General features: G+C 44.8%; 32 protein-coding genes and 2 pseudogenes. 9 read left to right on the forward strand and 25 right to left on the reverse strand.

Features of this window, described 5'->3' with window-relative positions; genetic code table 11:
• Window positions 1-16: 16 nt before the first annotated feature.
• From sps_RS17040 to sps_RS17115, 16 genes are all read right to left on the reverse strand, one after another.
• Window positions 17-481 carry a phage virion morphogenesis protein gene (locus tag sps_RS17040; protein ID WP_077753603.1) on the reverse strand — a complete coding sequence of 155 codons (465 nt, stop codon included), beginning with the start codon at window positions 479-481 and terminating at the stop codon, window positions 17-19.
• Window positions 481-753, reverse strand: coding sequence for a hypothetical protein (locus sps_RS17045; RefSeq protein ID WP_077753604.1), 273 nt, complete (start codon window positions 751-753; stop codon window positions 481-483). The genes sps_RS17040 and sps_RS17045 overlap by 1 nt, the downstream gene beginning before the upstream one ends.
• Window positions 746-2,188, reverse strand: a complete 1,443-nt coding sequence (locus sps_RS17050; protein WP_077753605.1) for a phage minor head protein — start codon at window positions 2,186-2,188, stop codon at window positions 746-748. The genes sps_RS17045 and sps_RS17050 overlap by 8 nt, the downstream gene beginning before the upstream one ends.
• A gap of 2 nt (window positions 2,189-2,190) precedes the next feature.
• The gene (locus sps_RS17055) at window positions 2,191-3,846 is read right to left on the reverse strand and encodes a DUF935 domain-containing protein (protein ID WP_077753606.1); all 1,656 of its coding nucleotides are present in this window, start codon (window positions 3,844-3,846) and stop codon (window positions 2,191-2,193) included.
• 2 nt (window positions 3,847-3,848) lie between these two features.
• Window positions 3,849-5,426 carry a terminase large subunit domain-containing protein gene (locus tag sps_RS17060; RefSeq protein ID WP_077753607.1) on the reverse strand — a complete coding sequence of 526 codons (1,578 nt, stop codon included), beginning with the start codon at window positions 5,424-5,426 and terminating at the stop codon, window positions 3,849-3,851.
• On the reverse strand, window positions 5,426-5,992 hold the full coding sequence (locus sps_RS17065; RefSeq protein ID WP_077753608.1) for a DUF3486 family protein: 567 nt from the start codon (window positions 5,990-5,992) through the stop codon (window positions 5,426-5,428). The genes sps_RS17060 and sps_RS17065 overlap by 1 nt, the downstream gene beginning before the upstream one ends.
• Before the next feature lie 2 nt (window positions 5,993-5,994).
• The gene (locus sps_RS17070) at window positions 5,995-6,291 is read right to left on the reverse strand and encodes a VpaChn25_0724 family phage protein (protein ID WP_077753609.1); all 297 of its coding nucleotides are present in this window, start codon (window positions 6,289-6,291) and stop codon (window positions 5,995-5,997) included.
• Complete coding sequence (locus sps_RS17075; RefSeq protein ID WP_077753610.1) at window positions 6,292-6,621, reverse strand: DUF2730 family protein; 330 nt, start codon at window positions 6,619-6,621, stop codon at window positions 6,292-6,294.
• Window positions 6,614-6,844: a TraR/DksA C4-type zinc finger protein gene (locus tag sps_RS17080; RefSeq protein ID WP_077753611.1), complete on the reverse strand. Its 231-nt coding sequence runs from the start codon at window positions 6,842-6,844 to the stop codon at window positions 6,614-6,616. Before sps_RS17080 ends, sps_RS17075 begins: the two co-directional genes overlap by 8 nt.
• Complete coding sequence (locus tag sps_RS17085; RefSeq protein WP_077753612.1) at window positions 6,841-7,440, reverse strand: hypothetical protein; 600 nt, start codon at window positions 7,438-7,440, stop codon at window positions 6,841-6,843. The genes sps_RS17080 and sps_RS17085 overlap by 4 nt, the downstream gene beginning before the upstream one ends.
• Window positions 7,437-7,715 (reverse strand): hypothetical protein, encoded by a 279-nt coding sequence (locus sps_RS17090; RefSeq protein WP_077753613.1) that lies wholly within the window; start codon window positions 7,713-7,715, stop codon window positions 7,437-7,439. Before sps_RS17090 ends, sps_RS17085 begins: the two co-directional genes overlap by 4 nt.
• Entirely contained in the window at window positions 7,712-8,296 is a 585-nt protein-coding gene (locus tag sps_RS17095) for a glycoside hydrolase family 108 protein (RefSeq protein ID WP_077753614.1), read from the reverse strand. The genes sps_RS17090 and sps_RS17095 overlap by 4 nt, the downstream gene beginning before the upstream one ends.
• Before the next feature lie 187 nt (window positions 8,297-8,483).
• Window positions 8,484-8,981: a hypothetical protein gene (locus sps_RS17100; RefSeq protein ID WP_077753615.1), complete on the reverse strand. Its 498-nt coding sequence runs from the start codon at window positions 8,979-8,981 to the stop codon at window positions 8,484-8,486.
• 5 nt (window positions 8,982-8,986) lie between these two features.
• The gene (locus tag sps_RS17105; protein ID WP_077753616.1) at window positions 8,987-9,745 is read right to left on the reverse strand and encodes an Imm49 family immunity protein; all 759 of its coding nucleotides are present in this window, start codon (window positions 9,743-9,745) and stop codon (window positions 8,987-8,989) included.
• Between the two features lie 92 nt (window positions 9,746-9,837).
• Window positions 9,838-10,503: a GAD-like domain-containing protein gene (locus sps_RS17110; protein ID WP_077753617.1), complete on the reverse strand. Its 666-nt coding sequence runs from the start codon at window positions 10,501-10,503 to the stop codon at window positions 9,838-9,840.
• A gap of 1 nt (window position 10,504) precedes the next feature.
• The gene (locus sps_RS17115) at window positions 10,505-12,541 is read right to left on the reverse strand and encodes a polymorphic toxin type 15 domain-containing protein (RefSeq protein WP_077753618.1); all 2,037 of its coding nucleotides are present in this window, start codon (window positions 12,539-12,541) and stop codon (window positions 10,505-10,507) included.
• A 54-nt stretch (window positions 12,542-12,595) separates the two neighbouring features.
• On the opposite strand from sps_RS17115, the gene sps_RS17120 reads away from it, so the two are divergent.
• Window positions 12,596-12,775 carry a hypothetical protein gene (locus sps_RS17120; protein ID WP_077753619.1) on the forward strand — a complete coding sequence of 60 codons (180 nt, stop codon included), beginning with the start codon at window positions 12,596-12,598 and terminating at the stop codon, window positions 12,773-12,775.
• Window positions 12,776-12,830: 55 nt separating this feature from the next.
• On the opposite strand, the gene sps_RS17125 is transcribed toward sps_RS17120, so the two are convergent.
• From sps_RS17125 to sps_RS17165, 8 genes are all read right to left on the reverse strand, one after another.
• Window positions 12,831-13,259 carry a Mor transcription activator family protein gene (locus sps_RS17125; protein WP_077753620.1) on the reverse strand — a complete coding sequence of 143 codons (429 nt, stop codon included), beginning with the start codon at window positions 13,257-13,259 and terminating at the stop codon, window positions 12,831-12,833.
• Entirely contained in the window at window positions 13,249-13,881 is a 633-nt protein-coding gene (locus sps_RS17130; protein ID WP_077753621.1) for a gp16 family protein, read from the reverse strand. Before sps_RS17130 ends, sps_RS17125 begins: the two co-directional genes overlap by 11 nt.
• Window positions 13,882-13,937: 56 nt before the next feature.
• The gene (locus tag sps_RS17135) at window positions 13,938-14,561 is read right to left on the reverse strand and encodes a DUF3164 family protein (RefSeq protein ID WP_077753622.1); all 624 of its coding nucleotides are present in this window, start codon (window positions 14,559-14,561) and stop codon (window positions 13,938-13,940) included.
• A 193-nt stretch (window positions 14,562-14,754) separates the two neighbouring features.
• A complete protein-coding gene (locus sps_RS17145; protein ID WP_149027297.1) occupies window positions 14,755-15,312 on the reverse strand; it encodes a helix-turn-helix domain-containing protein in 558 nt (185 codons plus the stop codon).
• Window positions 15,302-15,601: a hypothetical protein gene (locus sps_RS28230; protein ID WP_149027298.1), complete on the reverse strand. Its 300-nt coding sequence runs from the start codon at window positions 15,599-15,601 to the stop codon at window positions 15,302-15,304. The genes sps_RS17145 and sps_RS28230 overlap by 11 nt, the downstream gene beginning before the upstream one ends.
• A 331-nt stretch (window positions 15,602-15,932) precedes the next feature.
• Window positions 15,933-16,661: an AAA family ATPase gene (locus sps_RS17155; protein WP_077753626.1), complete on the reverse strand. Its 729-nt coding sequence runs from the start codon at window positions 16,659-16,661 to the stop codon at window positions 15,933-15,935.
• A 76-nt stretch (window positions 16,662-16,737) separates the two neighbouring features.
• On the reverse strand, window positions 16,738-18,960 hold the full coding sequence (locus sps_RS17160) for a DDE-type integrase/transposase/recombinase (protein WP_077753627.1): 2,223 nt from the start codon (window positions 18,958-18,960) through the stop codon (window positions 16,738-16,740).
• On the reverse strand, window positions 18,953-19,180 hold the full coding sequence (locus sps_RS17165) for a helix-turn-helix domain-containing protein (protein WP_077753628.1): 228 nt from the start codon (window positions 19,178-19,180) through the stop codon (window positions 18,953-18,955). The genes sps_RS17160 and sps_RS17165 overlap by 8 nt, the downstream gene beginning before the upstream one ends.
• A 191-nt stretch (window positions 19,181-19,371) precedes the next feature.
• Here sps_RS17165 and sps_RS17170 point away from each other — a divergent pair, with 191 nt between their 5' ends.
• The 5 genes from sps_RS17170 (at window position 19,372) to sps_RS17190 (ending at window position 23,001) form a co-directional block, all read left to right on the forward strand.
• A complete protein-coding gene (locus tag sps_RS17170) occupies window positions 19,372-20,106 on the forward strand; it encodes an XRE family transcriptional regulator (RefSeq protein WP_149027299.1) in 735 nt (244 codons plus the stop codon).
• A gap of 360 nt (window positions 20,107-20,466) precedes the next feature.
• The gene (locus tag sps_RS17175) at window positions 20,467-20,727 is read left to right on the forward strand and encodes a hypothetical protein (RefSeq protein ID WP_077753630.1); all 261 of its coding nucleotides are present in this window, start codon (window positions 20,467-20,469) and stop codon (window positions 20,725-20,727) included.
• Window positions 20,728-20,833: 106 nt separating this feature from the next.
• The gene (locus sps_RS17180) at window positions 20,834-21,946 is read left to right on the forward strand and encodes a hypothetical protein (RefSeq protein ID WP_077753631.1); all 1,113 of its coding nucleotides are present in this window, start codon (window positions 20,834-20,836) and stop codon (window positions 21,944-21,946) included.
• Window positions 21,924-22,331, forward strand: a complete 408-nt coding sequence (locus tag sps_RS17185; RefSeq protein WP_077753632.1) for a hypothetical protein — start codon at window positions 21,924-21,926, stop codon at window positions 22,329-22,331. The genes sps_RS17180 and sps_RS17185 overlap by 23 nt, the downstream gene beginning before the upstream one ends.
• The gene (locus sps_RS17190; RefSeq protein WP_149027300.1) at window positions 22,321-23,001 is read left to right on the forward strand and encodes a hypothetical protein; all 681 of its coding nucleotides are present in this window, start codon (window positions 22,321-22,323) and stop codon (window positions 22,999-23,001) included. Before sps_RS17185 ends, sps_RS17190 begins: the two co-directional genes overlap by 11 nt.
• Window positions 23,002-23,264: 263 nt before the next feature.
• Here the strand turns inward: sps_RS17190 and sps_RS17195 are convergent, their stop codons facing one another.
• Entirely contained in the window at window positions 23,265-24,128 is an 864-nt protein-coding gene (locus sps_RS17195; protein ID WP_335695450.1) for a host specificity factor TipJ family phage tail protein, read from the reverse strand.
• A 315-nt stretch (window positions 24,129-24,443) separates the two neighbouring features.
• On the opposite strand from sps_RS17195, the pseudogene sps_RS17200 reads away from it, so the two are divergent.
• The 3 genes and pseudogenes from sps_RS17200 to sps_RS17205 all read left to right on the forward strand — a co-directional run bounded on the left by sps_RS17200 (window position 24,444) and on the right by sps_RS17205 (window position 26,344).
• Window positions 24,444-25,622: pseudogene (locus sps_RS17200) on the forward strand (IS3 family transposase).
• Between the two features lie 9 nt (window positions 25,623-25,631).
• Window positions 25,632-25,755 (forward strand): annotated as a pseudogene (locus sps_RS28235) (DDE-type integrase/transposase/recombinase); the annotation flags it as partial.
• A gap of 64 nt (window positions 25,756-25,819) precedes the next feature.
• A complete protein-coding gene (locus sps_RS17205) occupies window positions 25,820-26,344 on the forward strand; it encodes a hypothetical protein (protein WP_077753635.1) in 525 nt (174 codons plus the stop codon).
• The last annotated feature ends 159 nt before the right edge of the window (window positions 26,345-26,503 follow it).

A 26,503-nucleotide genomic window follows, 5' to 3' on the forward strand; every position in this document is an offset into this window, starting at 1 on the left:
AATGCGTTTGAGAGAGTTAAAGTGCTTTCGCCAGATGATGCTGCAGTATGTCGATGACCTCTGCTCGCTCAAACGGGGCGATGCCTAAAAAGGGTCTGGCGGGAATGTCTTGATTGGGCATCATACTAAAGGGGCTGGTGATGCCGCCGAACTGCTGCATGGCGGCATATTCTTCGTTACTGCCCAGTGTAAGTTGATTGCGCCCCAGCTGATAATGAATACTGGATGCTAAGGTACCTGACTCGGTAAGAATGCGGTCGGTGCGCTGCTTACGTTCAAGAGTTGTGCTACTCAATTCAGCCCAGGGCGAACCATCGGGGGCTTGTTGTTCGATAAAGCGCTGCTGAGTGGATTTAAGCAAGTACTCGCCGATGTCACCAAGTGAAGGTGTTAAATTTCCGCTTTGCTTGAGCAGGCTATTAAGGGCTTTGGTTATCGCTGTGCGGCCCTTAGCTTCGACCTTGATATGAGTGCCAGCCATTACTTGGGTTTTCCAATGGATTGCTCTCCATCGGCAGCGGCTATCTCCTCAAGTGGTGTGATGACATGAAGGCTTTCCCATACCTCACCAAACAGCTCCAATTCACGGCCTTTAGCTTGCTGTTGTAATGTATCTATTTGCTGCTGTTTTTCACTATAACTTAGCGCTACATCGTTAACTACGCCCAAGGCTTCATCAACCAAAGGGGTTAGCAACCCTTGCTGTGGGTCTGCATCGGCTCTGGCGAGCATTGCAGCTAAGGTCTTATCCATTATTAGCTCCATTAGCGATAGCTTGTTCAACTAGCTTATCAAAATAGTTGGCAATATCTGCATTAAATTCTGCCAAGGCATTACGGTTTAATAGCCAAGCAGCAAAGTGTTCGGCATGCCATTCGGCTGAGTTAGTCCCGCCATAGCGGGTCAGTCCTTGAAATGCAGGAGCCGATGGGCCACCTGCTTTATAATGCACTTGATGGCCTAACTCGTGTAACCAAGTCACAATTGTTCCGCTGTGACCTTTACTCTCACCATAGGTTCTAACGATATGCGACATTGAAAACTCAGGTTTCCCACGCTTGTAAAATTCATGAGCTAAGGCAACCAGTTGACGCAGCTCGTTTACATCCACTTTAGACAACTTTGTGGTGCTAGCGACTTTTACCACAACATGGTCAAAGTGCTTTGAGGTAAAGCCTCGGGTGTTTTTATAACCTCTTATAGCATAGAGATATCTTGGGCTGAATTCACTCGGTTTAAGATATCCTTGAACTGCTTGCTGAATATCTTTGGCCCCTTTGTTATAGAGCCCCATTTCAGCCTGTTTAACAAAGACACTTCTAATATCGTGGATGTTAAGGAACTCACCCAATTTAGCGACCTGCGGAGCTGAGCTCGTTGTTGAAAAAGCCCTGAGGACTTGATTAAGGCCATCGACATTGACACCTTTAACGGTACTAAAGGCTGTAGAAACCAGACGCTCTGGTGCTTGATAAACCGGGGCCTTTTTCTCAGCGAGCTGTTGTTGCTTAGCCTGATTAGCGTCTCGCATAGGAATATAATCAAAGCCTGGATCGATCCCCTTAGGCACTTGATGCACTTCACCCGTTGTTTTGTCTTCCCACTCTCGCATGCCATCGTTCGGTGTGGCAGTAGTGGTTAAGCCCTTCCGTTCAAGCTCTGACTGACTCACACCATAGATACGGCACTTGCAGCCCCAACCATTTTGCGGGAAGTGAGTTTGCCACCAAGCATCTGACTTAGGCAATAAGGTACCATGCCACTTAAGATGCATCTCTCGGGGATAGCGACTATCACCATGGGCATAGCGCCAATACTCGAACTGCTGCAGCTGCTCATAGCGGCCAGCGTTATAGCTTTGACGCATGTTGGTATCAAAAATTACCTTAGCCCGCCAGCTCGCCTTCCCCGTATGCTCCCAGCCGTGTTTGGCGACAATATGATTAAACTCTTTTTTAAACCAGGTAAGCGACTTGCCATCAGCGATAGCAGCATCCACCGCGCGCCTAAAGTCATTAAGCAAGTCATCTTTCATTGCCCCAGCGACACTAAAGCCAGAGTTATGGCCATGCCGCCAAAGCTCCGTCCAGGACTCGGTAGGCACGTTCAGCTTATTACGAAAGAAGCTTATCTGCTGTTCGAATGGCAATGAGCCATAGCGGGCACTATTGACCTCTTTATCAGCCATAACTAGCTCCCACTTAGCACATCATGTTGACCCGCTAAATCTGCGGCGACTAAGGCCAGCTGCAGTATTTCACTGGCCTCATCGATACTGAGATCTAACTTGTTCAAACTAACTTGCAACGCTTCTAGTGATTCTGCACTTTCAACGAGTTGACGCACTTCATCGGTGAAGCCTTCGAGAATGGGCGACATGTCACTGGCAAGACGTTCGCTCATTTCATCTACATCATCGGCTTCTAGCTTCACTTTCTCGCTTTGGGATTTAAGCGCCACGATGCGCTTGATGGCCATCCGCTTTAGCTTGGCTTGTGGCTCTTCAAACTCAGCCTCTTTACTCGTAGGTTGAGCGGCTTGCTTTATCAGCACTATTTCGCCTTTTTGTGCCACGGGGATCTGTAATTTGTCCTGGGCCCACTGCTGAGGAATAGCAAAGCCAATGTCGACCAATTTAGGCAATGACTCGGCATACCCCTTGAGGTCTTCAGCCTCTACTATGTTAAACACCAGGCGCGGGCTACGGTTAGGCGTGCGATAGCTTTTACCATTGAGCATGTACATCGGCAGCACTAAATCGCGACTTAAGGTGTTACCTATCTGCTTAAGATCTGAATCCCGTAGCTCCTGGCGAACTTCGTTATGCACATTACCTAGCGCGTTAGTCGAGCTTTTACCGTCTGCCTGACTGGTTAAGGTGCCCCCCAAAATAGCCTTAGAGACAGTTTTCTCCATCAGGGATATCATGTACTCAAACGGGTCTTTATTGCCTTTGGCTGCCTCTTTAAAGTCGATGTCCATGCCTTTGGGGATGATGCCCCCAGCGTTATGGCCAATGCTCATCACCGCACGCAGCAGCGTCGCTTTCTCTGTTTTATCCGCTCCGGTTGGGTATTTACCCAGGCGCAGCGGCAAGCCGTAGATCTCTAAAAATTCAGCGAGATCGCGCACGCCGTAGTTTTTGAACAAGAACGGCCAGGCAAGTACTCGGGCTAAGCCATTGCGGCCCAGATAACCCGACTTAGTCTTATGTACGTGACTTACCCAGCCAAAAGGCTGCAAGGCTGCGCCATTGAGGGTGTTATCACGCAGCCGCAGTTCGTTACGGTCGACAACCTCTTTGCTATTGGCGTCATCATTAGCTTGGCCCGTCATAAACCAACTGGGATCTTTAAAATTAAACGCTTCTGGTAGCCAAAGTGTGCCCTGTTGCTGCCAGACTATTTCGCTGTTTGAAAATCCTTTTAAAATAGCGTCACTCATATCAAAGATGAGATCGTCTAATATCTGCATATCTTCAAGCTGCTCAGTCAACATCTCGCCATCTTTAATCTCGGCTGCAGAGGCATTACGTGGCGGCACTATCTGCCATTCAACATCCAACAAGGCACGGCGACGCTTTTGCAGCTCTGAGAAGATGTGACCGTCTTTCTCCTCCATGTCCTCGGCCAGCTCGCACTGAGCAATAAGATCACCTTGTTCCGCCAAGCTCAATATTCGAGCCAGCTTAGCCGGTGTTAACCCACGACTCGGGTGTTGGGCATAATGGCTATGAAGATGCGCTAGCTTGGCATTGTCGGTTTGTGATTTCTTAAGCCCTTTCACACTAAAGCGGGTACCGTTTCTATCTGTTTCAACCGCCTTGTCACTCTTTGTTATAGCCATGATTAATAAGTTCCTCGATCAAAGCTGTGATAATCATCATTAGAGTCATCCTCATCGCTGCCTTTACCGGGGATTGCGGTAAATTCAATCACGCCCCCTTCCATCCAGCTGGCTCTTATGCCCATAGCTAGCGCCACGGCAAAATCACCATGACGCTGCTGCCCTGTGGTCGCGCTCTTGTCTGAGCCTTTATCTATTTTTGGGGTGCCGTTGGTGACCTTGATTTTGGCCATGTCATCGAGAATGTCCTGATGGCGGGGAATAGTGAGGTTTAAATCTTCAAATTCAGCCTTAAGCTTGGGCATCCACTCGCGGTACCAAGCCTCACTTAACATCACTTGCTCGACCATCTCGGTGCCATAGCGGAACATCGCCGCCTCGGCCAGATAGCCACCGTTACCCGTGGCATCGAATGCCATGCCCTGGAGGCGAGGTAAGTTGTCACAGATGTAGAACAAAATCTCCCGCTGAGCGTCATAGGTCAACTTGGCCAGCTCCACCACAAACGGGGTGCGTTTACTCAAATCGGGCGCGATCTCTAAGGGCAAAAACACCGACAGATCGCCCTTGCGGGCAAAATCCTCACCAAAGGCATGGTTCCAGAGCGGGTTTAGCTTCTCCAGGTACGGCTTAATCTGCTCACACCATTCTTTGACCTGAATGTTGCGGTGAGCCTCTGACCAGGTCTCAAAGTCTTTAGGCGCTTCAAGGGTGATAATAGGGATGGAGTTGTCTTTAACCATCGCCTCTTCGATGAGCACCCGCTTAATGTAAGTACCGCCCCCTTGTTTGGGCACGCAACTGTATTCCTCTAACGCATCTTCTTCACAGGCGGTGGCCTTGAGTAGCCCAGCTTTCCAGGAGTCCTCTAACGCCTGGCTCCACTCAATTTTACGAATTTGGCAGATACGCTTATACAGCCCCTCGTGACAGGCATCGTCGAGGGTGATGCGATGCACGCTGTAATCTTTCTTACCCGCACGGCTATCATTAATCAGCTCATTAAATTGATTGTCTGTGCCATTATGGGTACTGATGAGGCGCACCTTAGCGCCCCACATGGTGAGTGCTAATGCCGCCTTGAGCACTTCACCTAAGCGATCGTGGAACGCGGCCTCATCGATGGTGACGTTACCCTGCATACCACGCAGGTTGCTTGGGTTAGATGACAGCGCCTGAATTTTATAACCTGAGTCGAAATAGATGGCGAAGGTAAGAATGTCCTTATCGCCATCCTCGTCGCGGAAGATCTCCTCTTGAATTTCACCCGCAGCCTTATTAAACGCCTTGGCCCACATGGCTGCAGCATCGATAAACTCCCGCGCCATCTCCTTGTTAGAGCCAACATAGTAATGGTTGGTACCACCCGCATTGCGCGCAACTGCAGCGGTGAGTACCCCATCGGCAGCTTCTGCCCAGGTCAGGCCTGTACGGCGAGACTTTTCGGCAATTTTGAGCTGTGACTCGTCGGCTATCCAGCGTTTCTGGTATGGCAGTAACACCTCGGTCGGATCAAACTGGGCCATCTCTTGCTGTATAGCCTCGGCTGACGGTTGAATGACTCGCTGCGCGTGAGTCATCAGACTATCCCCAATATTTCACGCTTAATAGACTCGACGGCCTTGGCGGTGAGTCCAGCCTGTGAGGCAACTTTCACTGCAGCGTTCGCCGCTTCTTCAGCAAACACCTTGCGGATCTCTTTCTCGCGCTTGTGGCTGGCCATAGCGGCAGATTCGAGACGCTGAACCGCTAACATGGCATCTTTGATCATGCCGACATCTGCGGTTTCGCCGTCTTCGTTAAGCAAGGCTTTAAACAGCTGGCTGCGAGCCATCTCAAGAATGAGCTTGGTCACTTCGCCCGTGGGTTTATCGCCAAGCTCGGCTGTCCATACCTGGGTGATCTCACGCATTTCACGCAGGCTCTTGCCCACGGCTTCCATCTTGCTGGCATAGCGGTTCAAACCAGCGCGGGAAAGTTGTTGCTCTTCGGGCAGACCTGCAGCCTCAATCAGCACATTGATCTCATCGAGCAACTCCATCTGGGTAATGGAGCCATCACGCAAACCTGTGTCGAGTTTCTTACGGATCCCATCGGGCAGAAGATCAACTTTAGAACGACGGCCTCTTGTTGCGGTATCGCTCATGTCTACTCCCCCGCTCTGGGGCGCTTGATGCCAGGAACAACAGCACGACCATTAGCAACATCTTCGCCTCTAGCGGTGAGCACCGCTTTTTGAGTGCTGCCCACTTTATCTAGCGTGACTAAATCTTGTTCGGCGAGCCATGCTAATTGCGTTCGCAGACCGTCACGACTGATATCCAGTCCATAGGCATTGAGCCCGTCCTGCAGGATAGACTCATTAAGGTCAAAGCCTGGGACTTCACCGAGTAAGCGTAAAATCACCAGCCGCTGGTGCTCGTTCATTATTTGTTTAAGCGCCATTTAATCGTTCCTTAATTCGTTTTCGAGTAACAGATCTGTTTTACGCTCCAGACGGCTAATCCCCTCCTGGGTCGCGTTAATCGTTTCAGCCAGACCACTAAGCGTCTTATCGAGCCGATGTACTTCTTCCTTGGTGGGCATGTGCTTCATGTCGGCCTTGACGTATTCCATGCTGTGACCAAGCGTGATCACTTTTTGCTTAAGCTCTTTGTGCTCTGCACGGGTAACGAAGCGCGTGGATAACCAAGCCAGTACGCCAACAAATGCGAAGTAAACCAGCGCAGAGAGCCATTTGAAATTGGTGTTGATGAAGCTAAAAACATCATCCATGGCGCTGTTTCTCTGTGAGGCTTTGACAGTCAATGCAACGTACTGCCTCAGGCACGTATCGAAGTCGTTCGAGAGAAATCACAACACCACACCCCAAACAATGACGCTGACCACCTAGCTCGAAGGCTTGTTCACTTTGATGGCTGTTACGCTGTTGTTTGGCCAGTGCATCATCTCGGTAGCGCTGCTCTAACTCACTGGCACGATCAAACTGGTCGCTCATTGACCGACTCCTTTATTAGATAAGTTTTTACTGAACATGCCCTGTTGGTGATTCATCATCAGACTCTTATCCTGACTTCCTTTAGATGAGCCAAACCAGAAATTTAATATCTGCGGAATCGCAGCGGTCAATACACCAATCACGGTGCTGAGCATGCCAAACAACAAAGGATTGATTTCAACACCTTGTGAGCCATTAACGGCCCCCGCATTAACGGCAAAGTAGGCCAACAAGCCTGTAATAGTGAAGTACCCCAATACAAACAGAGCCGATAACAGGATTTGCGGCCAACTGTTTTGCTGGAATAACTCACGTGCATCGGCCCTATCCTGGTACTCCAGATCTTGCTCTTTAATGTTGAGCTCTTTGAGCTGCACCTTGAGTCCAGCATCGATATTACGCAGAGCAATGAGTTGCTCAGGAGTCGCGTTTTTTATCTGTTTAGCCAGTACCTCTGGCTCACTCTCGTCGCTGCCCAATGCCAGCTGCACCGCGGAAATAGCCAAGGCAGCAAACGGGCCACCGATGATCTTGCCTGCCAACGGCGCAATCGCGGATATGGTTTTTCCTAGATCAAAGTCATCAAACCAGCTCATGGGTGGCTCCTTAGCATTTGGTGGATCTCGTTGAGGGATTGCCTAGCGATGTCAGCCGTAGAGGTAGAGCTAATTGCCCGCAGCTTTAGCCGCTGCGCCTGTATATCGACCAGACTCACACTGTTCCAACCCTGGATAAATTGGCTCTGCCAGGTGGTATCGTGACTGTAGAGGGGGCAAGCTTGGAGGCTGATGCAGTCATCAATACGTTGCGTCTCAGCAACAAGACGCTGTTCGCGCCCCGCTTGATAGCGTTCAAGTTGGCGACGATTCATGCTGCCTCTCTCGATTGCCATCCCTTCCAGCTATAGCGATTGGCAGCTTGATAGATTGCCAGTTGCAGCTTAGTGAGGCGATGCATCCAACCTAATAAGAATGTTGCCTGGCTAAGATCTTTCATTACAATGCGGGCATATTTACGTCCACGTCGAGCCAAATACAACGTCAATAAGTCATTGTGATTATGACGGTCGATAGCCGCCAAAGTATTAGGCCCAAGAATGCCATCAGGCTTGGCCTTTATCGCACGTTGCAACATCTCAATAGCCATGCGTGCCCCATGGTTTACCGCAGCATCAAACACGGCAATGGCTAATACATTTGACAGCTCATCACATCGACACACACACCAATAATCTCGGTGGTAGATACGTTTGGCTTTATCAATGGTAAGCGTATTGAAATCAAGATTCGGATAAGCGCGGCGACTGAGACCAAATAGCGTTTCACCACCTCGGTCGGCAACATGATTGGAGTGACCACCTTCAGCGGATAATATCCATTTGAAGGCCAGTTGATATGTCTGACTTAAACGCTGATTAAGTGTTGAGACTTTGAATGTTTGACGGTGAGCCATAAAAAAACCGAGACAAGGAACATAGGCTCATTGTCTCGGTTTCGGGTGTTTGACAGGATTGGAAAGGTTTCGGGATTAGAATGCCGCACAGACAACATTAAATGAAGACCAGGCTATTAAGCTCCGTGTTGCTTCAATGTGATGCTAACCATAGAAGCCATATCGGCAATTAAATTCAAATGTAGAGTTAATCTTCTATCAATACCACCACCGCTTTGTTCTGTGCGGCAGCATCTCGGAAAGTCACAAAATATTTGTCGCGTACCATCTCATAAGCCTGTGGTTCCAGTTCACCGGCTTTGGCCTCCACCATACCGACAACCGCTTGTGCATCGGGTGTCGTAATATCAAGATCAATATTCACTGCCATGGCGCTAGATAAATCTTTCACCATGTCGGTAGGGAAAAAGCCAAACTGACCACTAATATCGGCATCTGGACTGATAAGCTTATGAGGGTAGAAATTAAAGCTGCACATCGGTAATAAATGGCTATTACCCGCTAATGCATCCCACATTTCAAGAGCTGGCATAAAACCGCGGATATTCAGCTCTAGGGTTTGCCAACGGATCGCCTCCTCATCGACGATTTCGAGTAAGGTTTGGTATGTCGACTCATCATCCCCTGCGATCTGTGTCGGGAAAGCGGCCTCATCAATCAACAACAGGTGAATTAAACTACTCATATTGCTTAAGCATCCTTAGCAATTAAAAATAAAGGTAAATACAGTGACTGAGTGCTACAAGACCATCGATGTAAGTCTTGTCCAAGTTTTGCCATGGTAAGGGCATTTAAACACATGAAACCCTGTTCCATCTCTTTTAAGTCACCGAACTTACATTGCTCAGTATGCCAAGCAATGGCCTTATCTATACTGGCTTGCCACTTTACTTGATCGCCATCAACCAGTGCCTGGATAGCTTCAATTAGCGGCAGAATATACTGTAAAACGTCTTTGTCTTTTGCTGTATGGGCTGCAGTTAACGCGGCATCTAACAGTGGGGCACTGGGTAATATTCCCGTGCCAATCTTTAGCAATAAATGGTCGTATAAATAACACGCGTGATTGATGATTTGATTATCGGGTAACGACCACTCACTGTTTTGCAATTTCTCTAATAACTCAGAGGAGCCAAACAAGAGCACAATGTTCATCTCTTGCTGAATGGTCCAATCCACTTTCTGGGTTTTTAATTGAGGATCGAAGCCTCGTAAAAAAGCAAAGGGGGCCGCTTGTTGAAAATACGGTTTTACCTTTTCATACTCTTCGAGTACATAATGAGCATAAGCTAGATTGATATATTTCCCTGCCACAACAAAAGTGGCTTGCTGCCTAGAGCCAATATCACGGCTTGTATCTTGTATATGAGGAATTCTTTTTGCTAACACCATTGGCGCACGCCTAAAAAGACGGTCAAAATCAATTTCTGCTTTATTGAGTTTTAACATAATTATCCTTTCAAAAGAGGTTGTAATCAATCCGAAGTCACTACGCCATAAATGCTCGCCTAAGAAGGTTTAAACATACGCTTTCAATCAGCTTAGTTATGTAGTGCATTCGACATAGCAACAATGTCAGCCATAACCGTCTTTTCACCGAGATCGGCTAAGAATGACAGATGTTCAATAACCTTAACTTTCTGTAAATTTTCTAACTTAGGTGCACCACCTATTGCCAGCGCAGGAACAAAGCCATACATCTCATCAGCTTCTAGTGGGCCAAGTCGCACCATGGCTCGATCAAAAAGAGGGTTATCATCTAGGTCCTCTTCTTCTACTTCATCTTTAGAGCAAGTTGAAAAAAATAGGTCAATGGTTAAATCTCCCCCTCTTTCTTGCAAATCAGCAGTTTTGTCAGTCGGAAATATCATACTATAACAAGGATTTATATCGAGGCATGGACCGGTCTTTTCTCCCCAAATTAATAAACGCCCAAAAGCTCCACGTGCAATCACATAATAATTATCCTTCCCAACGAATGGCGTCCTGGCCAACCATTCCTCTAAAATTTCGGCGTAATCATTAGGGTTTACTATCCAGAAAATTCCTTCACCCCACCCACAAAAGCCATATTCATGCCAGTATTCCAATAAACGATTGGGGAGTTTTTCTCTATATTCTTCTACAATCGTTGAAGTTACTGAGCTTGCTTTAATTGCTGGACCAAAACCTTCAAAGTTATAAAAGTTATCAAAATATTTATTCATATTACTTACACCTATGTAGATCTACGTTCATTTTGGTATCTGGCCCATATTCAGCCAAAGCTTTTTTTGCTTCGACATCCATGATTCCCACGCGGCTAGCTGATTCTCCTCCTTTTGTGTTCCACTGTGAACCGATAGACTTATTGACACTAGCATCACCGAGATCGAGTGTTATGTCCTTTCCTTTGATGTCTTTACCATCAAAGCCTCCAGCAACCATATCAGGGTTATGCAATGCATTTAGGGTTTTCATATCAGCAAGAGTTAGTTCAGTTGCCTTATCTAAAGCATCTTGTCCCAACATCCCCTCTTTTTGCAGTTGGTCTTTATATTTTTTTACTAATTTCTTCTTAAAATCCTTCCTTGCCTTTTCTTGAGCTGGCCCAGTCCCTATACGCCCAATGTCATTATATGCAGCTCGATTATCTATGTATTGCTGCACAGTCATACTATTTAAGCCATCTTGTTGGCCCTTCAACTGTCTGTCATATTCGGTTGCATCACCCTTCTTATTCTGTTTGAAGCAGGCGACATTATGCCTAGGCGCAACGACAAACTTAGCTTTTTTGTCATCAGGTATTTTATCTGACTTGCTTCTATCCAGAGAAAGTTCATTCTCTTTCTTATAAGGGGTAATGTCATGGTGGTTATTGATTTTTTTCAGCGATTGAGAAATATCTGTCACTATCTCAATCGTGGCCTCAAGGGCTTTGCCGCCTTTTCGGCTGGCCGTTGCTGCAATTAAGATAGCCGCGGCCACCGGGCCACCAGCACCACCGGCTAATGTACCTACTGCAGTACCGCCTGTAACCACCGCGGTATCCATGCCCATCTGTGTCACTTGATAGGCCGACAGCTCTGCGAGCTTATCTTCAGGGAGAGCGGCCAAAATACGCACTGGAAGACTGGCGAGCATCTCACGACTCGTTGGATCGCTCAATAGCAAAATCAATGTTTCCATCGACTTGTTGGCTTGTTTAAACCGTTGATCACCTCTGACTTCCCACTGCTTGAATTTGGCTTCTAACTCTTTGATGTCACCTGTACTAATAGCATCTATCAGTACCGTGATATCAATATCAGCCACCTCCATCAACTCACCAAATTCCCCTAAATTGGGTAGATACTCATTGAATCCGTTGGTCGCCCCTTGTTTTGTTGACTTGGCCAGTCCCCATAACTGAGACAATGAGGTGCGGTTATTGAAAGCATCACTTTGTGCTTTTAATCCAGCTAGCTTTTCATCCACTGCGGATCTGAAAGACTCTGACAGGGCAACTATTTCGGTCTGCTTGTCATTGGGGTCTGGTTGGTTTTTAAGGACTTGCTGTGCGACTTGAGTCGCAGTGTCATCCAGAGCCCTGTTAAGTTGTTGGTATTGCGCCTCCAGGGCTGACTCAGCTTCGGCTTTTTCAGCTTCATCACCGAACATAACTTGCGCAGGGTAATTAGGCCCCCCTTCGACCATGGCCCAGCCTTTTTCACTGAGCACGCCTTTGATGACCGTATTGCCAGGGTCGCTAAAAATGACGCTATAGGGCACATTACTGGCATAGGTCTTTTCACTGTCATCGTAACAAAGCTCAAGTTCTAGCTTAGGCGGTGGCTTAGCAAAGTTATCACTAATGAGAGCTGGCTTAGGTTTATTTTGCGCCTCCTTTATTCGCGATGTGTCAGCGATATAATCCAGAGGCGGCGAAGGGTGTAGGTTGCCATTATTATTGGCAGTATAGAGTGAGCTACTGCCTGCTGACTCAAAGCGCCGGGTTAGCTGTGACAGTGTTTGAGCACTGATACCATTACCGTATGATGAATTAGCAAGGGGATGGCCTTGTTCCATGGCAAAAGCTGGCGAGGTGGGTGTATCACTGAGCACTACGCTCTCACCTTGTTCCAAATCGCTTTTTACTTTGTCCAGTGAGCGGCCTGAAGGGGTAATGGCCTGCCAATCACTGTCGCTAAGGCTGGATAAATCTGACTCAATGAGTGCCGCATCATGCAGCATTAATGAATCAACTGAGGCTAAACGTATCGACATACTGCGTGACTTCCTGTTACTGCATGGTAAATCGTTCTATATAGAATTCTCAGCATGCAGCAAAAAACGCACCAAGATTGTATCTTCAGCGTTTATCTGGATTTCAGTGTTGAATTGGGTGCTGCTGGGCAAGATATGGCCCAGCATCGAGCAAGAAGTTGCCCAGCGGGCAAGAAATGGCCCAGCTATTTTGAAAGGATTGGTGACTCGATATTTTATGCTCTTTTACTCTAACCAAATTTGAGGCATTAACCTGCTAGCGCCTCAATTCGAGTTTTTACTAATAGCATCAAAACAACCTTCTCTGCTTCCTCGCCACAAACGCCGCCCTCTGCTCAGCGATAATTTGACTCACGCGGCGTTCGGTGAGGCCGTAGTCACGGGATAGCTGCTCTAAGTTGTTACCTTTGAACTCACGCCAAATACGGATATCACGCAGGGCATCTTTGAGGCGCTCGCCATTAGGAATATAAAGGTCTCGGCCACCAAGATAAGTACTTAAGGTGGTGGCTAAGGCTTCGCTAATAACCATAGCATTACCGACCTTTTGACCCTCTAAAGTAATTCGCATTAGCTCACAAATGCTTTGTAGGGTCGATGGCCAGCGCTTGATATAGTCTGAACGCTCGTCAGGTTTGAGTGTTTGCAGGGTTTCCAGTGCTTGTTCAAGCTCAAAAGCATTGCTATGAATTAAATCCATTTGTTCTTTATGCATCATCTTGTTCACAAGATAGCCCTCCGTTGGCTTGAGTTAGATATAGCTTAACGATATCGTTGTAACTGACTAATTGACCACCTTGAATTAGTGCTGACTCGCTGTCTTTTAGACGTTGAATCAACACACGCTTATGCCAGTTTTTAAGACTTTCGAGTACACGATTAGCCATGCTGTCAGTCAGCCAGGCTGTACTATCAACGCCCTTACCACTTCCTTCACTACCCTGCCCAGCCTTAGCTCCCTTCGTTATTCGCCGAACATAGGCATCTAATGCCGTTTCGCTACCGTCGTGAACGATATTGTGCTGGCTCATGATTATCCAGACTGCACGAATTTTATCGATTTTTGGCACCTTACTCTGACCTGATGCAGGGCTTAAACGCCCTTTAAACTGGCTTTTACTGCGCTTTGATATCGGTTTAAACCCCTTTTGTTTGAAGCCTGCTAACGCTTGCTCGAGTTCTGGTAGGTTCATGGCACGTAATGAGTCTTTACCAGTACTGGCTTTGAGCATGCTTCTATAAAGCTGTTCATCCAGATTTAAGTTCGATTTGGCGACATTAATCAGGGTAATGAGTCGTTTTTTGTGGCTTTTATTAAGCGCTGGTACATTTGGATTCATACAGCCTCCTGGCTAAACTGCGGGCGATAACGGATATTACAGCCCGCGGTCGTTGACTAAAGTGAACTAATATCCATGGAAAGCTGGCTGTATTTTCCACTTGGCATACGCTCATACAGACGTAAATATTCGCTAGTGCCAGTGATTTGAATCGCATCGGCAATCGCATCCATGGCTTGCTGCCAAGTAGTATCCTCGATGTCGAGTTGACGCAGACTCAGCACCTGATTGACGTTAATTCGTCCCTGTTGGTCGACGCGGAACGCATGCTCCACCATGGCCATTAATCGCGTGTCAGCGCCACCTGACCAGGAGTGGATGCACTCATCTATCAGCGCTTTAGCAGTTTGGATGCGTTCGTCAAACACCCGGTGCTCTCCTACCGCTCGGCGAATCTGGTATTGTCCATCAAAGCTAGTTAGCGAAACATTGCCTTTACTGCCGCCAAATTTGACGCCATATTCACTAGCACTTAAATCAACAAAGTCGATGATTTGCCCCATAGTGGCCAACTTAAAATCCAGCATCGCCTGACGTAGAACTTTGGCAGCTTTAACTATGTCACTCACAACATCATCACGTACTTTGTCTATAGGCTTTATCTGTTCCTCTGGCACTAAATGTCCTGACGCATTTTGACGAAATCCTACAGGAGTAGTTTGTGTGGTTTGGTTGTTCATCTACTTATCCTCATTCCAACGAATACAAAATCCAGCGAATTGCACTGCATTGCAGCAACAGCGTATCCCTTTTATGTTTTCTATAATCTCAACTGCACGTTGTTGAAAATCTTTGCTTGGTTTGTCTATAGTGATCACCTTGTCCTGTATACGAAGTACCTTCATATTTTTAAGACACAAGGCACTGACAACGTTACTTTTCGAATTTTTCATTTTCTTTCCTTGCCTCAACAGTTGCCTGCAGTTGAATGAGTTTGTTGTATCTAAGCTCCATGGCTTTGAGTTCTTGTTTAAGCAACTCACACAGTTGCCTGACGCCCCCGTTGTCAGTAACAGATTGACGTTCTAATCGGCTATATACCGCATCTGCGCTATAGCGTTTAGGTGTTGACGCATCTGTATTTACAGTCATGGCAATACGCTTAAACTGCTTTTTTATTGGCAAGACAGAGTGCTCACAACCACTTCTACAAGCTCGGTATAGCCTTAATCGGATCGGATTACTGGTTGAAGTATTTCCCTGGTACTTGTCACATTGATGCATAGGGATATCGCCTAAAATGGGACAATGCACCATACGGTTCATATAGGCTCCTTCGACAAGCTTCTGCATCCGTTCCAAATCACCTGGGTATTTGTCATTAATTAGCTGACTCACTACTGTTTTCGATACCCCAAGCTCTTTACCAACATCCTCTTGCCCATGAGCAGCAGCCTGCTCTTTGAGAATTTGCTGCCATTTATTCATCATTTTCATCCTTGAATGGGTAGAAAGTTTGCTTGTTTTGATCCCACATTCCACCCCGCTGAGTCTTGGGGTACAAACGGCCAAGATCTATTGCTAACCGAAATTTCACACATGATTTTCCCGTCGCATTTGTGGTTCGAGTAACCCGTCTGACTAAGCCACTCTTTTCTAAATGCCATACATAGTTGTTTATTAGTGATTCAGATGCATCGGTCGTCGTTTTTAACAAAGTGACGGTAAACACCCGATGGATTCTGATGGCATTCCATAGCTGTTGAGAACGCGTCGACATTTTTCTTCTTCTCGGGCTCTTTCTTACCTTTGGTTGATCAACTGTTAGTAACTGACGTTCGATACAAGCCCGATAGATGTACCCTTTGTCTTTTGCTCTTCTCTCAATAATTTCAATGGCATTCTTCCTTAATAATGTTCTCGTCAAACCTACAATCTGATTAGTTTTAACGTTGAGTAACTGTGCAATTTCTTTGCACGTAAAAGAAGTTTTGTTACACATCAACCCCCACGCTTGATGCGTTACACTCCTGTTGTTCCCTAGGGTAGCCATACTTCTATCCTTTACTCTTCTTATTGGATTAGCGCACTGATAACAGCCTCTTTAATCGTTAGCGTCGGCCATGGTTAAGGAATAGCTGCCCGTCGCCCCACAACTCTTTATCGATATAATCTTTCTCATTGGTCAGGGCAAAACGCTCAATTTTCTCTAGCGCAATGAGTATCCGTCTGACCTCCCCACCACTGCGCACCCGAATGAAATCCAACAGGTCTTCGCCTACCTTTATTCCCTGCTCTAATAGTTCACAGGCAAACATGCTGACGTCTTCATTATCTGCAGGCATAAACTCCACCCATTCGCTAATTCGATTGAACAACTGCTTACGGTGACTAATGCGGCGGGCAATCTCTTCCATACCGATAAGGACAACAGGTAATTCGGTGGCATCGTATAAGTCTCGAATGGTTTCCATGGTCTTAGCCTGCCCGATAATGTGATCCGCCTCATCGACGAACAGGGCTATCTGCTGCTCATTCATGGTATTGGTGATGAAATCCACCGATTTACGCAGTGGGTACATAGGCTCTGAACCTAGCTCCTTCATGACTCGGGCAAGAAATGAACTAGGGGTATCTGTGGCATAACAACGCACATAAACGGGAAGATTCCCCATCGCGGTAAGCTGGTTAAACATATAGGTGACTGTTGTGGTCTTGCCGAAACCACTGGCCCCATGAATAAGCCCAATGCCAGGGGTGATCTCGCTTCTACTTTGCAGATTGGAGAACATATCTTGGGTGCGTAGTACGTTTTTTACTTCTACTGTTTTATGTTTCATAATGTCTTTCCTTGGAGTTAGCTTTGGTTTTACTTGGGTTTAATCTGGCATTAACCAGGGTTTATAGGTTGAGCAGCTATTTCACTTGCTGGTGAGGCTGCTTAGCCTGTTTTAAAATCTTGTCTAGTCGATTACGCTGCAACGCGTTATTCAGTCGATACTTCCTCAACCATTTTTGCTCTGTTTCATTGAGTTCACGGTTAAGCGAGTCTGCTGTGAGCATCGCTGCTTTCTCATGATCACTACGTACAATATGACTCTCCTGCACAGCCTGACTTTCTCGTCGCATTTGCATTGCCTCACGTTGGCGCTCGATGGCCATGAGTTCTGTTTCACTCAGTTGATTTTGTTTCTGTATAACGGCATTGCTTAGGCCATGAATGGCTGCATTGGTGTGACTGGCGGTCTGTTCGAAGTGAGTAAGAGTGGCGCGATAGGCTTTCTTTTGTGCCAATTCGTCAGCATAAAGAGTGTTAATGCCAAACTCTTCCTGCAACCGTTTGGCTGTTTTACGAAAGGTGGCAAGCTCTTTCTGAGTCTGCTTACGACGCTCACGGAAGGCCACAGGAGAGATCCCTTTATTGACCAAATCCATGTTGACGGCGTCGACATATTCTTGCCAGCTATCTTCGGGGTAAAGCGTGGCGCGACCAATATCATTAGGGTCGATAAACACCCTCACCTGTTGACGTTGCCACTGAACTTCCATTAGCTCCGGTGCGGTATATTTAACACCACCGGCTTTGATATAGCCGCGAGTGACTTTGGCTGTGCCAATAAAGTTAAGCAGGGTGTCGAGTACATGCGGATTAGTGATCAATCGTTTTTGATAACCGGACTCTGCATAAAGCTCAAATGGTGTTTTAGCTAAAGTGTCATGTTCAACATGGTGATAGTCGAACTCTAGGTAGTCATTCAATACCTGCTGCAATTGCACAGGAGTAAGGGCCAACTGTAGTCTTTCGGCCTCGACTTTCTTCTTGCCTTGGCCAATACGCTTGGCAAAGTTATGCATCGCTTCAATCTGCTGCCTATCGTTGACGCTATGACCGATGTAACCTGGCATCTTTTCCATTAATACACGGCTCATGGTGCCAAAGAACCGCTCGATAAATGGTTTTTCCCAACCTGAAAATGCAGCCGCTTTAGAGATCTTTAAATCCAACATATTGAAGATGGTGGTCGTTCGCTTTGATACGTAGTCGCTACCGTTATCGGTGCGCATGATCGCCCCTTCTTCGGGTATTCCCCATTCAAGCAACGTTTTACGAAGCAATAAGCAGATAGCCTCACTATTAGAGGTGGGTGATACGATTAATTGAACCCGATGTGTGTAGGCATCTATCACCGCTACAACACTATGGCGGGTGAGTTTTCCATTAACGTTAAGCTCAATATCAGTGGGAGTTGAGTCGAACTCCCACACCTGATTAGGGCCATCAATCTGCGGGTACATGGTGGAAAATAGCGGACGGTATTTGTCTGTGTATTTCGTGGGGTTAACTGTATAAGCCAATGCAACTTCATGCTTTTCAGCATAAGCGATAAGCCAGCGCTTAAATGAACTGATAGAGGGAATTTCCCAGCCATACTTATCGGCGCGGATCTTAGCCATACCTCTTACAGCTTTGGCTTGATTAATCATGTGTGGCTTACTGGTGACCAACGCCAATAAGAATTCACCCAAGCATGGTTGTTCATCAATTTTGGACTGTTTGACTGCTTTATACTGCGCAGATAGTCCGATTATCCCTTGCTTACTATAAGCTTTAGACCAGCGATAAAGAGTTCTTTCAGCAGCTTGTTTAACGTGAGTACGAACATCTTCATCGGGTAAAATGAGATCTGAATTAAAGCCTTTAACAAAAGCATTAATACCTTCCGCTTTATTACCAACATCAATATACGGTGCAATGAATTGCTCAAAGCTATTAATCACTCTTTCGCGTGCTTTGGCTTTTGCCTGCTTAGTTTCATTCAGACACATAAACAGCGCCATTCCCTGACTTTTCAGATCAATGCGAGCTTGTCTGCACTGTACACCTTTGACCTCAACCTTTTTTATCGCTGACTTGGCAGCTACAATTATAGGATCATAGCTACCTTCTACTTGCTTAGCCTTTATATAAGCTTGAGTTTCGATAGGAAGTGAATCGATATGGTATTCATTGCCTTTGCCAACAATTTTTTTACGAGATAGGTAATTTTCTCTTATGCATTTCTCTCTAGTTCGCCTATCTGTACTGGGGAATCCTGGTAGATCAGCAAGCTCTTTTGGTGTGTACCATTGCTTACTCATTTTCTTCCCCCAACAGATCAACACCTATCGTTTTACTAAGATCTGCAACAATCTGACGAGATAGGGGTCTTTTTGGTTTACGCTTCATATTGGGCGCAAAAGCTTTTATACAATCTAAGACCGTACGAGGATGATAACCATGCTCAATCCCCCATGCGCGACAGCTCATTCCCTGGGCTCTTAACGCCGCATGTATGTGATTTGCATTGTCTATTTTCATAATATATTTCCATGTTATGATTACTAGTCGCGCATTTGGCAAGTAGCCATGTGCGCGATAAAGCAATCATAGATCGAGAAATAGTAAGCGATCAAGTCCTTTTTGATGCGACCTTTGCTTACTTTTTCTCTCAGACTTAGAATCTTAAAATAAAAGAATATAAAACAATGACATATGGAGATTCGGACTCTATGAAAAAAAATGAGACGCCTCGTCCTTTTCCAGAAAAGGGAATAGGACGCTTTAGTGAGCGACTTGTTACTCTTATAGGAGAGGAAAGCGTGCGTTCTTTTGGTCGCAGGGTTGAAATTAGTGATGGTACATTGCGGAAATATCTACAGCACAATACTGAACCATCACTCTCTAGACTGGTAAGAATTGCTCATGAATGTGGAGTTACAATTGAATGGCTAGCCACAGGCCAAGGACCAATGCACCCTATTGATGAACCAAGTTCGAGTGAAATAGTATGCAATTACACTCATATTGATGTCGCAGAGTTTAATGAAGAATTCACTCTTATTCCTGGCTATCACGTCAATGTAAGTACTGGACATGGAGTACTGGCAGATGAACACCCAATAAAACGTCACTTAGCATTCAGAAAGAAATGGCTGACATATAGGAAATTTGAAAGTTGTAAGCTCGCGGTCGTTTTTGCTAAAGGTGACTCCATGGAACCAACCATTCATAGCAATAATTCGTTACTCGTGGATATGGCTGATACTAAGCTTACTGATGGCTCTATTTTTGTATTGCGGCTGGGAGATGACTTATATGCAAAGCGCCTGCAAAAACGGTTTGATGGTGGAATAGAGCTTCTCAGCGATAACAAAGAATACAAAGATCAGATTGTGAAGTCTGATGAAATCGACACCTTACAAATTTTAGGTAAAGTAGTATGGGTTGGAAAAGACATCTATTAAATAGGTGTCTCTTGCCAAACTCTGTGACTCAAGATTATATCAACCCGCTTTTTGCCAAATTCAATGAAACTTCGATTCCCCTGCAAGATTAAAGCTAAACTTGCTTTAATCCCCCGTTAAACCAGAGTTTTCCCACCAGATTTCATCAAATCCCGTCTAATTCCGGTTTAATCCTTTATTGCCATACCTAACGACTGGTTACAATTTGTTTGTTTTTTGTTATGAGTATTTAAAAACTGCCATAAAAAACAGCAATCATTGACATAGGTCATGAAATAAAAAGCTTCCGTATTTTAAAGTAAATTAGTATTGTTACTTTCTAAACTATGGAAAGTTACTGACTTTAAAACAAGGATGCATATGAGTATTTGTAATAGCAGACATAGACACGACCCCACATTTGAAACACTCCCTCTCGACCAAGGTGGCGCTGGCAGGCATAGATGCTGCGGATGTGCCTACGAACGAGGCTATGACCTTGGCTTGCAAAGAGAAGAACTATTAAACATTGATATTGAATCCCTTCCAGAAAGCCAAGCAGGCACAGTCAGACATAGAAGTCCACACGCTGCTTTTGCAATGGGCTATCAAGATGGTATAGCGGCTTCTTACATGAGTTAATTAAGCAACTAGGCAACAAAAATAACCATTTAATAAAAATGGATAACTGTCTCTATATATGTGACAATTTTACTGAATTAGCTATCTTTTTACACAGGCGCTGTCAATGACTCAAATCACCAATGCGAAGAATCTTGCAAGTTCATTAATTCAACGAATGGCATGGGAGTCGCAGTGTAAGCCATTATTAAAATCATATGGAGTAGCTATAAGCCTTGGCGCGCAAGCAACTAAATTAAAGTTATTCAATGAATTTGATAAAAGCGAACTATATGCCCAAAAATTCATAAAAAATCTTCACGATCATTACTTGGATGTGCTCTATTCTGGCGACTGTACATTGCAAATGTTTAAAGAAGAAAAATCAAAATTCAACGCTCTTTATGAATCTGTCACCGCAATTACTCCAGCCAAGACAATAGCTACTAAGTTCTTTCCATTTGTTGTTGCTACAGACGACCTAAGTACCTTAAGTGAAAGCACCGAGTTGACTTTTAGAATTGTTCATAATGGAAAGTTGTATTTATTCTTTTCGACCAATAGAACCATTACTGAGCGCACAAGTATCAACCCAAAATTATTAAGAGAAAGTGATGACGTAACTAAATTCTTGCAAAAGTACTCATCCATAACAGCTTTTACTGATATACCTCGTCAATACCTTGATATGGTGTGCTTAAACCCTGAAGATTGCACAATTGAATTTCGCCTAGATACATCCTCTGCTGTTGCATTTAAAGATATCGAGAAATTGTTTGCAGAGCTTAGAGTTGCATTCCGAGATTTACTTCCACCTTCCCAGAAGCCCAACATGCTCAAGCAGCCTATAAACTTTTTCCCTTTAATAGACAGCCTTTATACAAACAAAAGCTGTAGAGTGTGCGAGCTTAGCTTTATATCAGCCGACGGTTATGTCCACTCAGAGCGAGATAGGAATAAAACAGATAATGGCGATATCAGGATGGGGGAGTTCCACATCGGAGGGGTGGACAAGTGTGAAATAACACCTTATAAAATATCTACTAGATGGCATTCTAGTTTTAATTCTAAATTAAAATATGATTACGAGCTTTCTTTGAACTCTACCTTTAGGGAGCTTAGCAAGCTGGATGAGAAATTTTTAGGTTACGCGGTTATTACTTCATGCCCTTCAATCTCAGATATGGAAAAAATACTAAACCTACTGAAGACACAAGATGAATTATCTAAAGTTAGTTGATACAGCCAAAAAGGACTGGGAATCCAGACCTAATCTTGCAGAAGCTTGCGAGAGGCTTATCAATGCCGTTCACGAAATGGCACCTAACAAGTTTAGGCATATGACTTTTTCCTATATCAAGAACCTTTCTGGTGTAGAGCTAGAATCTACCGACGTAGTGCTTGTTACGCAGTATCTCTGTGGCGACAGAATAAGATTATTTGATGCGGGCTTTGAATATATTACTGATGAAGAAAACTTCATTTTAGATGATGATAATAGCCATTTTGCAATGACTGAAAATGCTATTTCACACCCTATATCTGGCGATGTTATTCATAACGTAAAAAGTGATGTTTACATGTTTTTTACCCTTGCGAAAAATGAACCTGATAATGAGTCCTAAGATGCTTTCATTAGAAAAATTCTCCATTGAGCAGCTTGAAGGACTAGAGGACTCCGTACCTGAAATAGCAGGGTTTCCTAGTCGATTTATGGCAGGGAAGCATGGCTATGAAACTTGGATCGCAAGGCTATATCAAGATGTCGATAATATTATAAAAAACCGCATATATCCGTCTGCATCATATCGACAAAATGACCCAGAAGACCGATACAATGTCGATATCGCGGGCTTCCTTTCCCAAATAGGGTATCAAGCATCTCACGACAAATGGATAAATGGGCACCCAGACATCTATGTCGAAAGCTCTCGTGGATTTAAGTGGATTGCTGAATCAAAATTACACAGCGATTACGGCACCCTTCTTAGTGGTTTCAAACAGTTGTGCGAAAGGTATTCATCAGGGTTCGTTGGGCAGAACCATGGCGCAATATTGATAATCACAAAAAATATCAGCATCAAAAGCCTCATGGATACTTGGAAAGAAAGACTTTCTAATGATGAGGATTACAAAAAGAAAAAGGTTATAGTTGATAATTGCCAGATGGATGAGCTTTGCTTTATATCTAAGCACGAACACACCGTTACAGGCGAAAGCTTTACAGTCAGACATCTTCCTATAAGTATCCTATGTAAACCAACAGATAAAAGCGCGCTTGCTAGAAAAAAATGATGGATCATCTGCTTAGCCCGTGATCCTGTGCATAGAAGCTAAGCCATCACTCGACCTTCAAGCTCTCACAATTTAACGACTCCCGAAATACTTAAGAAAACTCTAGAACTAGTGATTACTTTGACTAGATAAAGGGGCGGAGTGAATTAAGGATTTCAAATAAACTAAGATACTTTTTCTAATCAATGCCAGCTTAATTAAACTCAATAACCTAACGCATTTATGTCCAAAAACATGCTAGAGCAATAGCTATCAAACTGGTGCTATGTAGATGGTTCGTTATTATCATCTGCATATACCCGTTCATCATAACCCGATGCCACTAATGAGACCTTTTCAGTCCCTGCGGGCTGCATGGTGTTTATCAAGGCTTTCGTCTCTATGTTATCCAGTATGCCAAAACGGTATAGCACGTCATCCTGGCTGCCCTGAGAGATGGGGAACGGCGGTAAACTTGATAGCACAAACTCCCTATCTGAGCCGCCTTGATACACTTCAACTGGCCCCCAAGGGGAACCATCTGGTGCCCTTAAAACCGTATAATGTTTATCTCCTGGTATCCACTCGATAATTCCAGACAGCAAGGCGACATTATCGTGGCTATCAAAATTCACAATACGCCCCTGAAAGTCATCTTCATCAGCAATGCCTACGCACGACAGGTGTTCGCAGTTAAAGCCATCAAGCTCCGTATCAAACAGATAAGTGATACGTCGATATTTATACTCTCTGCGCTTGCGCATACCATAGCGCCATGCTTCTCGCCTCTCCGTTATCCCAAATGCACGTACCTTTTTAGGCTTGGTACCTGAGTCGCCAGGCAATGAACACAAGACCGTTGATGACTTCCAGGTCGTACTGTCCATGTACTCCACTTCAACACTATCAAACTCATCATCGATGATAAGCTCTTCGCGTACCCGAAGTGGAGATAACATGTTATCCGGTTGAAACATCTGCTCCACGACTCGATTAGCATCATCCCTTACCGGCCTTAGCTTACCCCACTCGATACTGGGTATCGCAAACCCCACATCTAGCATACGTTTTGCTGCATCGATAAAGGTCAATTGATTATCAAATACCCCATCAAAATACTGCCGACGGGAAGCACAGATATCATTGATGTAGCGATCTCTAAAGTAGAGTAATTCTTAATATTCGGGAATATCCATTGAAAGATTTTACGTTGTTGGATTTAATTTTTATATATAACTGCCCAAGCGTACAGCTATATTTAATGCGTGTTTTTTTGTTTTATACATACTTAATCTTACATTTTATTATTGCTCAATGATCATGAAATAGAAGAATTCTTTCTGAGCGTAATATTAATTTTGATCATTCAACCTTAAATCGTTAGGTGATTTGTAGTGGCACACTAAATTTGGCCACCTGATTAGAGGTGATATCATCACTTCACTATTAAAGCAGGTGAGACAATGACAAAGAAATCTAGACCCACATATAGCGCAGAGTTTCGACTTGAAGCGGCGCAGCTAGTTGTTGACCAAAACTATTCAGTGACTGAAGCGGCCAAGGTCATGGGCGTGAGCAAATCAGGAATGGATAAGTGGGTTAGACAGCTTAAACAGGAGCGTAAAGGGCTCTCCCCTAAAGCCTCTCCAATGACACACGAGCAGATTGAAATCCGTGAGCTAAAGAAGAAAATTGACCGTCTCGAGGAGCACAATACTATTTTAAAAAAGGCTACAGCTCTCTTGATGTCAGACTCCCTGAACAGTTCTCGTTAGTCGAGAAGCTCAAGCAGAGCCATACAGTAAAGCGTATTTGTGAAGTGTTCGGGCTTCATCGCAGTAGCTATAAGTATTGGTGTGGCCGCGTGAAAAATATTTCACCAGGAAGAGTTAAATTATACAGCCTAGTGAGAGAAGCCCACGCTGCTAGTAACGGCTCTGCGGGCGCTAGGAGCATCGCTGAGATAGTGACAGCTAAAGGCACTAGCTTAAGCCGTTATCGAGCGAGTAAGCTAATGAAACAGCTCGGGTTAGTGAGTTGCCAACTTCCTAAGCATAGCTATAAAAGAGCGGACAGCGAGCATGTTGAAATACCCAACCATTTGTCGCGTCAGTTTCAAGTCACTGAGCCGAATCAAGTGTGGTGTGGCGACGTGACTTATATCTGGACAGGTAATCGATGGGCTTACTTAGCAGTGGTTATTGACTTGTTTGCTCGAAAGGCAATTGGCTGGTCAATGTCATTTTCACCAGATAGTACCTTAACGGGAAAAGCGTTATCAATGGCTTTTGAGTCAAGAGGAAGACCGCAGGCACTGATGTTTCATAGCGACCAAGGTTGTCACTATACCAGTCGACAATATCGTCAACTACTTTGGCGATACCAAATAAAACAGAGTTTAAGCCGTCGAGGAAACTGCTGGGATCAATGCACCTATGGAGCGATTCTTTAGAAGCTTAAAGACTGAATGGGTCCCCTCTACGGGCTACAGCAGCTTCACTGAAGCCAAGGCATCAATCATTAACTATATAGTTGGATACTATAGCCAAGTCAGACCACATCAATATAACGGTGGCTTGACACCAAATGAATCAGAAAGAAGGTTCTGCCTTACGTATAAAACCGTGGCCAAAAAAGGTTGACCACTACAGATCGAATATGCCCCGATGCTTGACGTGAATTTTAGAGAAAGAAAGCGTAAAGTACGCTGACTCATGGCGTATGGATGAAACCTACACAAAAGTTAAAGGTCGATGGGTTTACTACTATAGAGCTGCCACATACCGTTAACCATGACACTTAATTTAATAAAACACTAATACAAGGTTGTTTGTTTTCGATGAAAAAATTACTTATTGGATTAATGCTACTGCCTCTTTCTACTCCGGCTTTAGCATGGATGGATCTCAAGTTTAACCACTCACCTAATAATAGTTTTGAGGGGAACTCTAGATACACTTTACTTTGCCCTTATCCAACTAATAACCACACCCCAGTTTGTAGTACTTCCGAGTTTAAATCTGGGAGAGTTAATTGGAACCCTCTTGATGGGAAAGAGTATTCTCGGTATATAATAAAAGATGATGATGAATTCAAGATCGCATACCTTGATATGCGAGATACAAAACAGAGATGCACAAAAGGAAATCATTCGGGATGGACCTGGAATATTAACGTCAGCACAGCTGGAAAAAATGTCGATTTTTGTGCAGTTTTACCAGGTGCGGGGACTGGAACACCGATGACTCACTTGGTAGCTGATCGCGAGGACGGAACACTCGTCATTAAAATGTATAGCGATTTCACTTCAGAAAATATGATTCGTATTCGAGTTCCAGAATTAGATGCTTACGCTCTGCCTTAATATATAGCCGTTATTAAGAGTGGAAAACTCTATGTAATAAGCGGTCGTTGTTTAGATATAAAGTTTCAGCTGCAGAAACCGCTCGTGTTATTCTCTATTTGCGGTTAATGTCGTAGGCGATTTGGTTCCCTCAGGAACATTTTCTGAGGGACTCTAAAG

The sequence above is a fragment of the Shewanella psychrophila genome (assembly GCF_002005305.1).
Classification (GTDB): Bacteria; Pseudomonadota; Gammaproteobacteria; order Enterobacterales; family Shewanellaceae; genus Shewanella; species Shewanella psychrophila.